The 13,261-nt window shown below is 66.8% G+C and carries 13 protein-coding genes; 7 read left to right on the top strand and 6 right to left on the bottom strand.

The window, feature by feature from the left end; genetic code table 11:
• Positions 1-279 precede the first annotated feature (279 nt).
• Positions 280-1,809 carry a UxaA family hydrolase gene (locus ACFPOB_RS03020; protein ID WP_377795798.1) on the top strand — a complete coding sequence of 510 codons (1,530 nt, stop codon included), beginning with the start codon at positions 280-282 and terminating at the stop codon, positions 1,807-1,809.
• Between the two features lie 47 nt (positions 1,810-1,856).
• Here ACFPOB_RS03020 and ACFPOB_RS03015 read toward each other — a convergent pair whose 3' ends face one another.
• Positions 1,857-2,453, bottom strand: a complete 597-nt coding sequence (locus tag ACFPOB_RS03015) for a TetR/AcrR family transcriptional regulator (protein WP_377795797.1) — start codon at positions 2,451-2,453, stop codon at positions 1,857-1,859.
• 152 nt (positions 2,454-2,605) lie between these two features.
• Here ACFPOB_RS03015 and ACFPOB_RS03010 point away from each other — a divergent pair, with 152 nt between their 5' ends.
• Positions 2,606-3,367, top strand: coding sequence for an SDR family NAD(P)-dependent oxidoreductase (locus ACFPOB_RS03010; protein WP_377795795.1), 762 nt, complete (start codon positions 2,606-2,608; stop codon positions 3,365-3,367).
• 23 nt (positions 3,368-3,390) lie between these two features.
• Here the strand turns inward: ACFPOB_RS03010 and ACFPOB_RS03005 are convergent, their stop codons facing one another.
• A complete protein-coding gene (locus tag ACFPOB_RS03005; RefSeq protein ID WP_377795793.1) occupies positions 3,391-4,365 on the bottom strand; it encodes a VOC family protein in 975 nt (324 codons plus the stop codon).
• 160 nt (positions 4,366-4,525) lie between these two features.
• Between ACFPOB_RS03005 and ACFPOB_RS03000 the strand changes: the two genes are divergently transcribed.
• The gene (locus tag ACFPOB_RS03000) at positions 4,526-4,918 is read left to right on the top strand and encodes a hypothetical protein (protein WP_377795792.1); all 393 of its coding nucleotides are present in this window, start codon (positions 4,526-4,528) and stop codon (positions 4,916-4,918) included.
• Positions 4,919-4,936: 18 nt separating this feature from the next.
• On the opposite strand, the gene ACFPOB_RS02995 is transcribed toward ACFPOB_RS03000, so the two are convergent.
• Positions 4,937-6,127 (bottom strand): aminotransferase, encoded by a 1,191-nt coding sequence (locus ACFPOB_RS02995; RefSeq protein WP_377795790.1) that lies wholly within the window; start codon positions 6,125-6,127, stop codon positions 4,937-4,939.
• Between the two features lie 283 nt (positions 6,128-6,410).
• Between ACFPOB_RS02995 and ACFPOB_RS02990 the strand changes: the two genes are divergently transcribed.
• Positions 6,411-7,166: an SIR2 family NAD-dependent protein deacylase gene (locus ACFPOB_RS02990; protein WP_377795788.1), complete on the top strand. Its 756-nt coding sequence runs from the start codon at positions 6,411-6,413 to the stop codon at positions 7,164-7,166.
• 201 nt (positions 7,167-7,367) lie between these two features.
• Here ACFPOB_RS02990 and ACFPOB_RS02985 read toward each other — a convergent pair whose 3' ends face one another.
• Positions 7,368-8,000 (bottom strand): LysE family translocator, encoded by a 633-nt coding sequence (locus tag ACFPOB_RS02985; protein WP_377795786.1) that lies wholly within the window; start codon positions 7,998-8,000, stop codon positions 7,368-7,370.
• Between the two features lie 11 nt (positions 8,001-8,011).
• Positions 8,012-9,130, bottom strand: a complete 1,119-nt coding sequence (locus ACFPOB_RS02980; protein ID WP_377795784.1) for a mandelate racemase/muconate lactonizing enzyme family protein — start codon at positions 9,128-9,130, stop codon at positions 8,012-8,014.
• A 193-nt stretch (positions 9,131-9,323) separates the two neighbouring features.
• Here ACFPOB_RS02980 and ACFPOB_RS02975 point away from each other — a divergent pair, with 193 nt between their 5' ends.
• On the top strand, positions 9,324-9,935 hold the full coding sequence (locus ACFPOB_RS02975; RefSeq protein ID WP_377795783.1) for a cold-shock protein: 612 nt from the start codon (positions 9,324-9,326) through the stop codon (positions 9,933-9,935).
• Between the two features lie 304 nt (positions 9,936-10,239).
• Positions 10,240-11,286: an HD-GYP domain-containing protein gene (locus ACFPOB_RS02970; protein WP_377795782.1), complete on the top strand. Its 1,047-nt coding sequence runs from the start codon at positions 10,240-10,242 to the stop codon at positions 11,284-11,286.
• A gap of 3 nt (positions 11,287-11,289) precedes the next feature.
• Here the strand turns inward: ACFPOB_RS02970 and erpA are convergent, their stop codons facing one another.
• Entirely contained in the window at positions 11,290-11,640 is a 351-nt protein-coding gene (gene erpA / locus ACFPOB_RS02965) for an iron-sulfur cluster insertion protein ErpA (protein ID WP_244543523.1), read from the bottom strand.
• Positions 11,641-11,849: 209 nt separating this feature from the next.
• On the opposite strand from erpA, the gene ACFPOB_RS02960 reads away from it, so the two are divergent.
• Complete coding sequence (locus tag ACFPOB_RS02960; protein ID WP_377795779.1) at positions 11,850-13,091, top strand: deoxyguanosinetriphosphate triphosphohydrolase; 1,242 nt, start codon at positions 11,850-11,852, stop codon at positions 13,089-13,091.
• Positions 13,092-13,261: the final 170 nt, after the last annotated feature.

The raw sequence follows: 13,261 nt of genomic DNA, 5'->3' as shown, positions 1-13,261 counted from the left end.
GCGCCGATGTTCACTCCGTCATTGCGAGCGTACGCGAAGCAATCCAGAGCGCCGTGCTCTACGTCCTCTTGGATAGCTGCGTCGCCGACGCTCCTCGCAATGACGGGACGTGTCGTGTTCATGGGTTCCGGGCTCGCCGCTGCGCGGCGCCCCGGAAGGACGGCGAATGCGCCCGGCGCCGGCTGCAAGTCCGCTCCTAGTTTCAACCGATTGAAAAATGGCCGCAATCGGCGCAATGGTTGGCGGAGGCGGGGGAGCCGCCGATCCCAAGGTATCATCATGCTCGACAAAGTCGTTCCGCCGCGCACGCTCAAGCTCAATGCCGCCGACAACGTCGCGGTCGCCGTCGATCCGATCGACGTCGGTGTCAGCGCAGCCGGGGTCACCGCGCTGAAGCGCATCCCGCGCGGTCACAAGATCGCGCTGACCCGGATCGCCAAGGACGAGCCGATCCGCAAGTTCGGCCAGATCATCGGCTTCGCAACGCTCGACATCCCGCCGGGCGAATGGGTGCACGAGCACAATACCGGCTTCCACGCCTTCGAGCGCGACTATGCCTATGCCGCAGAGGCGAAGCAGGAGCTGATCCTGCCGGTCGAGCAGCAGGCGACCTTCCAGGGCTTCCGCCGCAAGGACGGGCGCGCCGGCACGCGCAATTATGTCGGCATCCTGACCTCGGTGAACTGCTCGGCCTCGGCCGCTCGCTTCATGGCCGAGGAGGTCAAGCGCTCCGGCATCCTCACCGACTATCCCAATGTCGACGGCGTGATCGCGCTGACGCACGGCACCGGCTGCGGCATCGACTACAACGGCGAGAGCTTCGAGGTGCTGAAGCGCACCACCTGGGGCTATGCCTGCAACCCCAACATGGCGGCGGTGCTGGTCGTCGGCCTCGGCTGCGAGGGCTTCCAGATCAAGCGGATGAAGGAGGCCTATGGCGTCGAGGAGAGCGACATCTTCCGCACCATGACGATCCAGGAGACCGGCGGCACCAAGAAATCAGTCGCGGCCGGTGTCGAGGCGCTGAAGACGATGCTGCCGATCGCCAACCGCGTGTCGCGCGAGACGGTGCCGGCCTCCGAACTGATGCTCGCCCTGCAATGCGGCGGCTCGGATGGCTATTCCGGCATCACCGCCAATCCGGCGCTGGGCGCCGCCGTCGACATCCTGGTCGAGCATGGCGGCACGGCGATCCTCTCCGAGACGCCGGAGATCTACGGCGCCGAGCACCTGCTCACCCGCCGCGCCGCCACCCGCGAGGTCGGCGAGAAGCTCGTCGGCATCATCAAGTGGTGGGAGGACTATACGGCCCGCGCCCGGATGGACATGAACAACAATCCCTCGCCGGGCAACAAGGCGGGCGGGCTCACCACCATCCTGGAGAAGTCGCTCGGCGCGGCCGCCAAGGGCGGCACCAAGACGCTGTCGGCCGTCTACCACTATGCCGAGCCGGTGCGAGACAAGGGCTTCGTCTACATGGACACGCCCGGCTACGACCCGGTCGCTGCGACCGGCCAGGTCGCTGGCGGCGCCAACATCCTTGCCTTCACCACCGGCCGCGGCTCGGCCTATGGCTGCAAGCCGACGCCCTCGGTCAAGCTCGCCACCAACACGCCGATTTACGAGAAGATGATCGACGACATGGACATCAATTGCGGCGACGTGCTCGACGGCGTCAGCCTGGAGGAGAAGGGCCGCGAGATCTTCGAGACGCTGCTCAAGGTGGCCTCGGGTGAGCGCTCGAAGTCCGAGCAGTTCGGCTATGGCGACGCCGAGTTCGTGCCCTGGCAGATCGGCGCGACGATGTGAGGCAAGGGCGCGGGCACCTTGCGCCGCCAGTTCTCGGCTGAATCTGCCTAGGAGCCCGACGGGCCGACAGGCCAGGTCGACAGCGCCTGCTCGGCGACGGCTTCCAGCATCTCGCGGCTGAAACCGGCCTTCGCCTGCACGGCCATGCCGTGCAGCACCGCCATCACGAAAGCAGCCAGCGCTTCGGGCTTTGCCGTCTCCGGCAGGTCGCCCTCGGCCTTTGCCCGCTCGAAGCGCTCACGAAGCTGCAAGCCTGCAGCGGCGCGAGCGTCGATGAGCATCTGCCGTATGGGTTCGGCCTCGTCAGATCCAGCCAAGACGCCGTTGATGCCGAGGCATCCGGTATGGTCCGGATAGCGCGTGTTGAGGGCTATCGCGTTGGAGAACAGGTGCGCCGTCACCGCCCTCGCTGTCGGGAGCTGGAGAGCGACCGGGAGATAGTCGAGGTAGCGCTCGTAGTAGCGATCAAGGGCCTGACGGAAGAGCGCCTCCTTGTTGCCGAATGCCGAGTAGAGCGCTGGTCTCTCTACGCCGGTCGCCTGCGTCAGGTCGGCATAGGACGCGCCCTCGTAGCCTTTGCGCCAGAAGACGCAAAGCGCCGCGTCGAGCGCCTTCTCGACGTCGAACTCTCGATGGCGCCCCATCAGATTGGCCCGCTTTTCATAACGAACATTATTAAACCGCTTGACAGGCCTTGTCCACATTTCATACCAATCGTTATAGTAACGATCGTTACTATAACGAAACTGCTGCTCGCCAAGGGCTGGCGCGGCACATCTATCTTGAGAGGTTTCCCATGTCGAAGACATTGCAGGGCAAGGTCGCCCTCGTGACCGGCGGCTCGCGCGGACTCGGTGCCGTCATCGCCGAGGCGCTGGCCGAGCAGGGCGCGGACGTGGCGATCAGCTATGTCGCCTCCGCCGAGAAGGCGCAGGCCGTCGCCGAAAAGCTCAGGGCGAAGGGCGTACGGGCGCTCGCGATCCAGAGCGACCAGGCCGACATCGCCGCGGCCAAGCCGCTGGTCGACAAGGTCGTCGCGCAGTTCGGCAAGCTTGACATCCTCGTCAACAACGCGGCCATCGCCGTGCAGGGCAAGCCGGTCGATGCTACTGATCTCGACACCCTCAATCTCGATCGGCAATGGCAGATCAACGTGATGGGCCCGGTGGCCCTGACGCGCGCGGCCGCGCCCGTGCTGTCGGATGGCGGTCGGATCGTCTTCATCGGTTCACGTCTCGGCACGCACGCCCTTATGCCTGGGGTGGCCGATTATGCGGGAACCAAGGCCGCGCTCATCGGATATGCAAAAGGGGTGGCCCGCGATCTGGGTGGACGCGGCATCACCGCCAACGTGGTCCAGCCCGGTGCGATGCCGACCGACATGATGGTCGACGCGCTGGGCAGCACGAATGCGCCCGCTGCCTTCCTCGACATGCATCCGATCCGCCGTATCGCCACGCCCGAGGAAGTGGCCGGTACGGTCGGCTTCCTGGCAGGTCCGAATGCGGGCTACATCACCGGCGAGGTGATCAGCGTGTCGGGTGGCGTGGGCATCTGAAGTGGCCGTGCGTTGCGCGCGGCTCAGGCCCCGACTAGTCTGACCCGCGTTCCCCAGGGATCGGTGCTCTCGAAGCCGCGTGCCACGGTCGTCGGCGCATAGCCGGCTTTCGCCATGCGTTTGCGCTGTGTCGCCAGCAGAGCTGGATCGGCGACCTCCAGCGAGAACCAGTCGAGGCCGGTGAGCGCCCGGTCGCGCTGGCCCGCGCCGGCGCTGTTCCAGGTGTTCAGCGCGACATGGTGATGATAGCGGCCTGAGGAGAGGAAGCTCGCCGTGTCGCGACGCGAGGTCGAATCGAGGCCGATCGCGTCGCGATAGAAGCTCTCCGACTGCGCGATGTCGCCGACGCGCAGATGCATGTGGCCGATGCGCAGCCCGGCCGGGGCCTCGCGATAGTCGCTGCGGCTGGTGTCGGTGAGGCTCAGAATCCCGTCGACGTCGAGCCGGTGCGTGCCCATGACGACACGCTCGCCCTCCCAGCGCCAGAGCCGCGGGTCGCGGTCGGCATAGACCTCGATGCCGTTGCCCTCGGGATCGTCGAGATAGACGGCTTCGCTGACGCTGTGGTCGGCGAAGCCGGTGAGCGGCGTCTGGTTGCGCGCGACATGGACGAGCCAGCGGGCGAGATCGTGCCGCGACGGCATCAGGAAGGCGGTATGGAACAGGCCGGCGGCATTGCGCGGCTCGAAAGCAGCCTGCGGCCGCGGCTCCAGCCAGACTAGCGGCACGCCGCCGGCACCGAGGATGACGCCATCGGCGCTGGCCGAGATCGCGCTAAAGCCGAGCACGGACTGGTAGTAGCGGCTCATCCGGTCGAGATCGCGCACGCGCAGGCCGATCGCGCCGCAGCGGATCGGCGTGCTCCCGGCAAGGCCCGGTGCAGAGCCCGCGCCGACAGGCGCAGGCCCTTCTGCCCGCGCCGCCGCGGCTGCCGCCATGGCGAACGAGGTGGTCCCGGCGAGCCGCAGCAAGGCCCGCCTCGTCAATGCGATCGTCATCGTCACCCGTTCCGTCGCGGCGCAATGCCGCTGCGACGTGCAGAGCATTCTTAGCGGCAGCATGCATGTCACAAGCACGCGAGGGGCAAAACCCGCTCAGGCGGTCGCAATGCAGGCGCGCCGGCTCTCGTCCGGCGCTCCAACGGACACGAAACGGACTATGCGCAACTTTCTGATGGTCGCCCTGCCGCGCACCGTGCTCGGCCTGCTTTTCCTCGTCAGCGCGGCCGACGGTTTCTGGTGGCTCGCCACCGGCACTCACCTGATCCACCCGCCGACCTCAGAGCGTGGACTCGCCTTCGAGGCGGCGCTGCAGAACTCAGGATTCTTCTGGCCCTTTCTCAAGGCGGTGAACCTCGCCGGCGGCCTGAGCCTGCTGTTCAACGTCGTGCCGGCCTTCGGGCTCGCGCTGATCGCGCCGGTGATGGCGGTGATCGTGCTGTTCCACTTCGCCATCAACCCGGCGGGCATTCCGGTCGCGATCATCCTGATCGTGACGGGCGGGCTCCTGGTCTATGCCTATCGCGAGCGCTACGCCGCGCTGCTGCGCTGACGCGGGAAGGGTGCCGCTTCAGGAGCCGACGTGGAAGCCCTGCAGCCGCGCCGTCAGGTCTGCGATGCGCTCGGCCGCGACATTGGCGATCGCGATGCGCAGATGCTGCTCCTGGCCGGGACCGAAATAGGGGCCGGGCAGGGCCAGCACGCCGCGCTCCTGCACCAGCCGGCGGACGACCTCGGCAGCCGGCACGCCGTCGAAGGGGTGGGCGACATAGGCGAAATAGGCGCCGGCGGCGAGCACGGTCCAGCCGTTCAGCGGCGCGATCGTCTGGCGGAACAGTGCGGCGCGCAAGTTCATCTCGGCGCGATTGGCCTCACGCCAGGCGCGGATGCCGTCGATGCCCCAGGCAACGGCGCTCTGGCCGGCACGGACCGGGCTGATCTGGACGCAGTCGAGCACCTTGCCGATCTGGGTCAAGGCGGTCTCGCCGGCGGTGATCGCGCCGAGCCGCCAGCCGGGCACGGCATAGGCCTTGGAGAAGCTGTAGAGGCCGATCAGCGAATCCTGCCAGTCGCTTGCGGCGAAAAGTTCATGTGGGCGGTCGGCGCCTTCCGGCAGGAAGTCGCGATAGGTCTCGTCGAGCACCAGCCAGATCTTGCGCTTGCGGCAGAGTTCGGCGAAAGCGGCGATGGTCGCGGGCGGATAGACCGCGCCGGTCGGATTGTTCGGCGTGACCAGCACGATGGCGCGGGTGCGCTCGTCGATCAGCGCCTCGGCGACCCCGGCATCCGGGACGAAGCCGGCTTGCGGATCGCAGGGCAGCGGGCGCGGCTCGACGCCGAGCATGTTCAGCGTCATCTCGTGATTGAAATACCAGGGTGTCGGCAGCAGTACATTGTCGCCGGCGCGAGCGAGCGCCATCATCACGGTTACATAGGCCTGGTTGCATCCGGCGGTGATCGCGATCTCCTGCGGCCGGATCGTACCGCCATAAAAGGTGCTGCTCTCGGCGGCATAGGCCTCGCGCAGGATGTCGTCGCCGGCGATCGGGCCGTAGCGCGTGCTCTCGGGCGCGGCTGCGGCCTCGGCGAGGCGCTCGAGCAGGGCCGCGGGCGGCGGCGAGCCGGGCACGGCCTGCGACAGGTCGATCAGCGGGCCACGGCCGCCGGCATAGCCGCGGGCCCAGGCCTTGGCCTCGGGGATCGGCGGGGTCGCGGTGTCGATCAGATCGGGATTGAGCGGGGCGGAAGAGGGCGCAGGCATGGAGCGAGCTTTGCGGCGCGTTTCTTTCGGCGTCAACGGCTTGCACAACCTGTTCTCTCCGCCCTTGTGGGGGAGAGCTAGAAAGGGGAGTAGTCAGCCTCGACAAAGGCCGCGCTTGGCTCCCGTAGGACTGCGGGTGCGATACCCCCCTCCCAACCCTCCCCCACAAGGGGGGAGGGCTCTCGCCCGCCATCCTCTTCTTCGCATGGCCGAACTCGCAGCAGGCTTGGACCCGAGCCCGTCGACCGCCATATTCGAGCCAGACCAGAGCGAGGCTGATGGAATGGACGACGCGACGCAAGATGCGATCGAGGAACTGCACGCCATGCTCGACCGCGCCCGGGTGATCGTGCCGTTCACCGGGGCGGGCATCTCGACCGAATCGGGCGTGCCGGATTTCCGTTCGCCCGGTTCGCCCTGGATGCGCAACAAGCCGATCCCGTTCGAGGCCTTCCTCGCCAGCCGCGAGGCGCGGATCGAGGCCTGGCGGCGCAAATTCGCGATGGACGACCATTATCGCGACGCCAGGCCCAACCGCGGCCACCGGGCGCTGGCGACCTTGGTGGCGGAAGGGCGCTCGCCCGGCGTGATCACCCAGAACATCGATGGCCTGCATCAGGCCTCCGGCTTGGCTGAGGACGCGGTGATCGAGCTGCACGGCAATGGCACCTACGCCACCTGCCTGACCTGTGGCTGGCGGCATGAGCTGTCGGCGATCCGCGAGGCGTTCGAGGCGCGTGGCGAGCCGGCCGCCTGCACGATGTGCGCTGGGATCGTGAAGACGGCGACGATCTCCTTCGGCCAGCAGATGCCGCAGCAGCCGATGCTGCGGGCGCATGAGCTGACGATGTCGGCCGACCTCTACCTGGTCGCGGGTTCCTCGCTCGTCGTCTTCCCGGCCGCGACCTTCCCGGTGATCGCCAAGCGCAATGGCGCCAAGCTCGTCATCCTCAATCGCGAGCCGACCGATCTCGATCCGATCGCCGATCTCGTCGTGCGCAGCGAGATCGGCCCGGCCTTGGCGCGACTAGCGAATTGATCAGGCTCGGCCGTCTTCCCGGGGCGCTGCGGAGCAGCGAGCCTGGAACCCATGAACACGACACCATTCCAGCTCGTCATGCTCGCCCTTGTGGCGAGCATCCACGTCTTGAACACTGCCCTCTATCGGCGAAGACATGGATGGTCGGGACAACAAGCCCGACCATGACTGGAAAGGTCGTGTTCGAAGGTGGGTGATCAACTAATCGCGCGAGGCGAAGGCGAGACGCACAGCCAGCCCCGCGAAGACGGCGCCGAGGATACGCTGCGGCCAGAGCGCCAGATGCGGGCGGCTCGCGATGGCGCGGCCGAGACGGCTCGCCATCATGATGACGATGCCGTTCGCGATCAGTCCCATGATGTTGAGGATCGAGGCCAGCACCACGACCTGCAGCAGCAGCGAGCCGGCCTCCGGCTTCAGGAACTGCGGCAGCAGCGCCAGCATGAACAGCGCCATCTTCGGGTTGAGCAGATTGGTCAGCAGGCCCTGCAAGAAGATCTGGCGCAGCGGGAAACGGGCAGCGTCGGCCGTCGGCGCGAAGAGCGTTGCGGGCGAGCGCAGGGTCTTCCAGGCGAGCCAGGCGAGATAGGCGGCGCCGACCCAGCGCAGGGCGTCGTAGGCGGCGGGAACCAGCAGGAAGAGCTGCGACAGGCCATAGGCGGCAGCGAGCGCCTGGAGATAGCTGCCGGTGGCGATGCCGGCATAGGTCGTGAAGCCGGCGGCGCGGCCCTGGCCCATGCTGCGCGAGGCGATCAGCAGCATGTCGGGGCCGGGCGTCGCGGTCAGCACGGCGCAGGAGGCGGTAAACAGGGCAAGCGTGGCGAAATCGAGCATGGCAGGGTCCTTCAGGCCAATGGTTTGGAAAAGCGGGCGAAGGCGTCCCTCGTCGGCGTGGTGCCCGCGCCGGGCTGTTCCGGCCTGCGGAAGCAGCCATCGGCGACAGCGGCAGGGTCGGCGAAGGCGTCCTTGATCCAGGGGATGTATTCGAGCACCGGCGTCGCCGGGTGCCAGTAGGCGAGATGGACATGGACCTGGCTCATCTCGCCGGCATGGGGGGCGACCGGCAGGCGATGGGCCAGCGCCAGCTCCGCCACCTGGATGTATTCGGTGATGCCACCGAGGCGCGTGACGTCGGGCTGGACATAGTGGATCGCGCCGGCTTGCACGAAGGCACGGAAGGCATCGAGCGTATAGAGCTGCTCGCCGAGCGCGACCGGGATCGCGGTCGAGCGGGCGAGCTCGGCATGCGAGCCGATGTCGTCGTACCAGAGCGGCTCCTCGAACCAGAAGATGTCGAGCCCCTCGGCGCGGGCGCAGAAGCGCTTGCAGGTCGGCAGGTCCCATTTGCCGTTGCCGTCGATCGCCATGGTGACATGGTCGCCCACGGCGCGGCGCACCGCTTCCAGCCGCCCGATATCGGTCATCGGGTCGGCATGGCCGACCTTGATCTTGATCCGGTGGAAGCCGTCGCGCTCGACAGCCATGCGGGCGCCCTCGACGAGCTCGTCCTTCGGGATCGAGAGCCAGCCGATATCGGTATTATAGGCTTCGAGTTTCGATTTGCTGGCGCCCCCGAGCAGATGCCAAAGCGGCACGCCCGCCTTCTTCGCCTTGAGATCCCAGAGCGCGACGTCGACGGCGGCGAGCGCCAATTGGGTGATGCCGGCACGGCCGACCCATTGCAGCGCCGGGTGGCGGGCGAGCTTGAGCCAGAGCCGCGAATGCTCGGACGCGTCCTCGCCGACGAGCAGCGGCGCGTAGCAGTCGCGGATGCAGGCGGTGATCAGCCGGTCGGAGGCGAGGTCGGCATGGGTGCCGGTGAAGCCGTAGCCGGTCAGCCCGTCCTCGGCGACGACCTTCGTGCCGACCACGCCCCAATGGCTGATCCGATGGGTCGAGTCGGCGATCGAGCCGCCGGTCACTGGGATGTGGAGGATGAAGGGCTCGATGCGGGCGATGCGCATGACTGGTCTCCCGAGCGCTGTTCGGCCGATCATCGACCTGATGCGCGGGAGCGACAAGGCACAGCTTTCATCGGCCTTAACGCGTTTTGTGCATGCGGATGATGTGGATGAGCCGGAGCCGGCTGTTTCCCGACTCCGTCGGGGTGCTATCGTCAGGTCACGAATCACGTTTCGCGGCGGAGATGAGCGGGACATGTCCGACGAATACGGCGACGGAGGCAGGCCACCGGTCGGCCCGCTGCAATCGCTCAACCGGATCGTGCGTCTGGACGGGCCTGAGACGGTTGCCGAGCAGGTGGTCGAGATCATCGGCCACGTCAAATGGTTCGATGTGAGCAAAGGCTACGGCTTCGTGGTGCCACAGGATGGCGGCAGCGATGTCCTGGTCCATGTCACCACTCTCAAGCGCGACGGCTTCCATGCCATCGCCGAGGGCGCGCGCATCGTGCTCGAGGCGGTTGCCAAGGCGCGGGGTCGCCAGGCCACCCGCGTGCTCTCGATCGACACCTCCGCCGCGCGCCACCCGGCCGAGATGCCGATGCCGCGCACCAATGCGACGGTGACGCCGACCAGCGGGCTGGAGCGCATGGTGGTGAAGTGGTTCAACCGCCTGCGCGGCTTCGGCTTCGTCTCGGCGGGCGAGGGCGCACCCGACATCTTCGTCCATATGGAGACGCTGCGCCGCTACGGCATCGTCGAGCTGATCCCGGGGCAGACCGTGCTGGTGCGCTATGGGCCGGGACCGAAGGGACTGATGGCGGCCGAGATCCGGATGGAGCAGGGTGGAGCGCCGAGCTCGCACTAAGGCTGGCTTCTGAACAACCTTCTTTGAAAGGGCGCCTTCGGGCGCCTTTTTCATCGGGTCACGACCGGCCGCAGGGTGGGGCGGGTTTATTCACGTCAGTCTCCATGAGCATGGGGCCATCGGTCTTCGACCTCTTCCAGGCGGACCTCGACCCGCTGCTGCACGATGCCTGAGCGAGCGCGATGCGGCGCCGGGCCCGGAGTTCGTGACACCAGCCGTTCCTGAACGGAAACGGCGAATTTGATCCATTCCCTTTTATCGGGTTGAAAGGGACCCGGCGCTAGGGTGTCTTCGTTGTGGGGACATGCCGATTGCCGTGCTGCTGATCACCGACCGTCCGGAAGAGAGCCAGAAGCTGGAGCGACTGCTGTCGCTGTGGGGACCGTGCGACGTCGTCGACCTGCATCGCCCTGCGCGAAGCGGGTCGGTGCCGAAGCGGCTGCTCGTCAGCGATGTCGATCTCTCGAACCGGATGGCGGTCGAGGCGGTTCGCGCTCAGATCGCCGACAGCCGGCTGAGAGGAACGCCAGTCCTTTGCCTGCTGCGCGACCAGTCTCCGCGCCTGACGATCCAGGCGAACGCGATCGGTGCGAGCGCGGTCCTGCCGGCCGGCCTTCCGGCGAAGACCCTGCTCGAAGAGATCGGCCGCATTCTCGATCCTCTCGGACATGGCCCGATCCAGCAGCACTTCATCGCGGCATCCGCCGGCATGGCCGAGATGCTTTCGGCTGCCGCCGAAGGTCGGGCATTGCCGATGGCAGCCATCGAGGGAAGCATCGAAGCGATCAATCGAGCTGCCGATGATCCCGATCTCGGCGCCTGGCTCGAAATGGTCTGGAACCACGACGATGCAACCTACCAGCATTGTCTGCTGGTCGCCGGTCTCGCGGCGGCTTTCGCGCGGAAACTCCGGTTTCCCGAAGAGGCGCGCAAGCTCGTCACCGGCGCCGCCGTCCTGCACGACATCGGCAAGGCGCGCGTGCCGCTCGCGATCCTGCACAAGGCCGGCAAGCTGACGGCGGAGGAGCTTGCGATCATGCGCGAGCACCCACAGATGGGCTATGAGATGCTGCTGCGGGAGGCGGCCTTCGCCCGCGAGGTGGTCGAAGCCACGCGCAGCCATCACGAATATCTCGACGGTACCGGCTATCCGCAGGGGCTGAAGGCGCATGAGATATCGGATGTCGTCCGGATGGTCACGATCTGCGACATCTATGCCGCGCTGATCGAACGACGCCCGTACAAGGCGCCGATGACGCCGCAGGAAGCCTATTCCACGCTGATCGGGATGGGCGCCAAGCTCGATGCCGACCTGCTGCGTGCCTTCAAGCCGGTCGTGCTGCCGGGCTGACAATCAGAGGGCGAAAGACGTGCCGCAGCCGCAGGAGCTGGTTGCGTTCGGATTGATGATCTTGAAGGACTGGCCGACGAGATCGTCGACGAAATCGATGGTCGAGCCGTCGAGCAGCTCGAGCGAGGTCTCGTCGATCAGGACGGTCGCGCCGTCGCGCTCGATGACGATGTCGTCGGGGGCCTTCTGCCGATCGATATCGAAGACGTACTGGAAGCCCGAGCAGCCGCCACCGGCGACGCTGACACGCAGCATCGCGCCGGGGGCCTCGTTCGCCATCACCGCGACGATGCGGCTCGCGGCCTTGTCGGTCAGCGAGATCGTATGCGGATTGGCCTCGATCGCCATGGTCATGCGCAGAACATCCTTGCTCCTGCCTCGTTTGCAAAGGTAATGCCCACATGGCGGGCCTTCAAGCCGCGCGAGAGCCGGATGCTTTCAAATGGAAGCGCCTGGCGCTTCCAACTGAAAGCCGAATCCGTCTCTCATTCTAAATGTTGAAGCAGGATCTAGGCGAACACCGGTTTCCACGTTTCGCATCCTGCTCCGCCCACGGGGCTGCCATGTCGTATGCACACGTTACCGCCCCTGCCGCGGGCCGCGAGCCCGGCGACCGCTGGCGCGCACCTTACGCCTGCCGGACGGCGACGAGCCGTGGCCGGCTGGTCGCGGAGCCTGGCTCGGCGACGCGCAATCCGTTCCAGCGCGATCGCGACCGGATCATCCATTCGACCGCCTTTCGCCGGCTGAAGCACAAGACCCAGGTGTTCGTCTCGCATGAGGGTGACCATTTCCGCACCCGCCTGACCCATACGATCGAAGTGGCGCAGATCGCCCGCGCGCTTGCCCGGGCGCTCGGACTCGACGAGGACCTGGCCGAGGCGCTGGCACTGGCGCATGATCTCGGACACACGCCCTTCGGCCATATCGGCGAGGATGTGCTCGACGACTGCATGGCTGGCTTCGGCGGCTTCGACCATAACGCCCAGACGCTGCGGATCGTCACGCGGCTGGAGCGGCGCTATGCCGGCTTCGACGGGCTCAACCTGACCTGGGAGACGCTGGAAGGACTGGTCAAGCACAACGGCCCGCTGCTCAGCGCCGACGGCAGGCCGACCGAGCGCTATGCCAAGGCCGGCATCCCGGTCGCGATCCTCGAATATCAGCAGAAGCAGGACCTTTGGCTCGACAGCCACGCCTCGGCCGAGGCGCAGGCCGCCGCGCTCGCCGACGACATCGCCTACAACGCCCATGACATCGACGACGGCCTGCGGGCCGGGCTGTTCGAGCTCTCCGAGCTCAGGGCCGTGCCATTCCTCGGCGAGTTGCTGGACGAGATCGAGGATCTGCATCCGGGGCTTGAGAAGCCGCGCGCCACGAATGAATTGGTGCGCCGGGTGATCACCCGTTTCGTCGAGGATGTGATCGCCGAATCCGAAGCGCGAATCGCAACGTCGGCCCCGGGTGATGCCGACGTGATCAGGCGGGCCGGGGCGCCGGTCGTCGCCTTCTCGCCGGTGATCGTCGCCGCGGATCAGGCGATCAAGGACTTCCTCTACCCGAACATGTATCGCCATCCGCGGATCGGCGTGATCCGCAAGGAGGCGGCCGACGTCGTTCGCGACCTGTTCGCCAAGTTCAGCGCAAACCCCGAAGCGATGCCGGCGGAGTGGGCGGCCGATTGCGATGTCATGGACGAAGCCAGGCGGGCGCGGCGAATCGCCGACTACATCGCCGGCATGACCGACTGGTACGCTCTCGACGAGCATCGGCGCCTGTTTGACGCCACCCCGTCGCTGCGATAGGGCCGGGCGGCCGTACAAAACGGACAAACCAGATTGGCCCTCATCCTGAGGAGCCGCCTCGCGGCGTCTCGAAGGATGCTTCAGAATGCTCCGGAACCATCTGGAGCACCGTTCGAGACGCGAGCCGGCTCGCTCCTCAGGATGAGGGCTGAGGCGGTCCCAGCTTACAC

Origin of the sequence: Allobosea eneae (assembly GCF_042657265.1) — a bacterium.
Taxonomy (GTDB): domain Bacteria; phylum Pseudomonadota; class Alphaproteobacteria; order Rhizobiales; family Beijerinckiaceae; genus Allobosea; species Allobosea eneae.
Note: the sequence above shows the minus strand (reverse complement) of the source record. Positions and strands in the feature narration are given on the sequence as shown.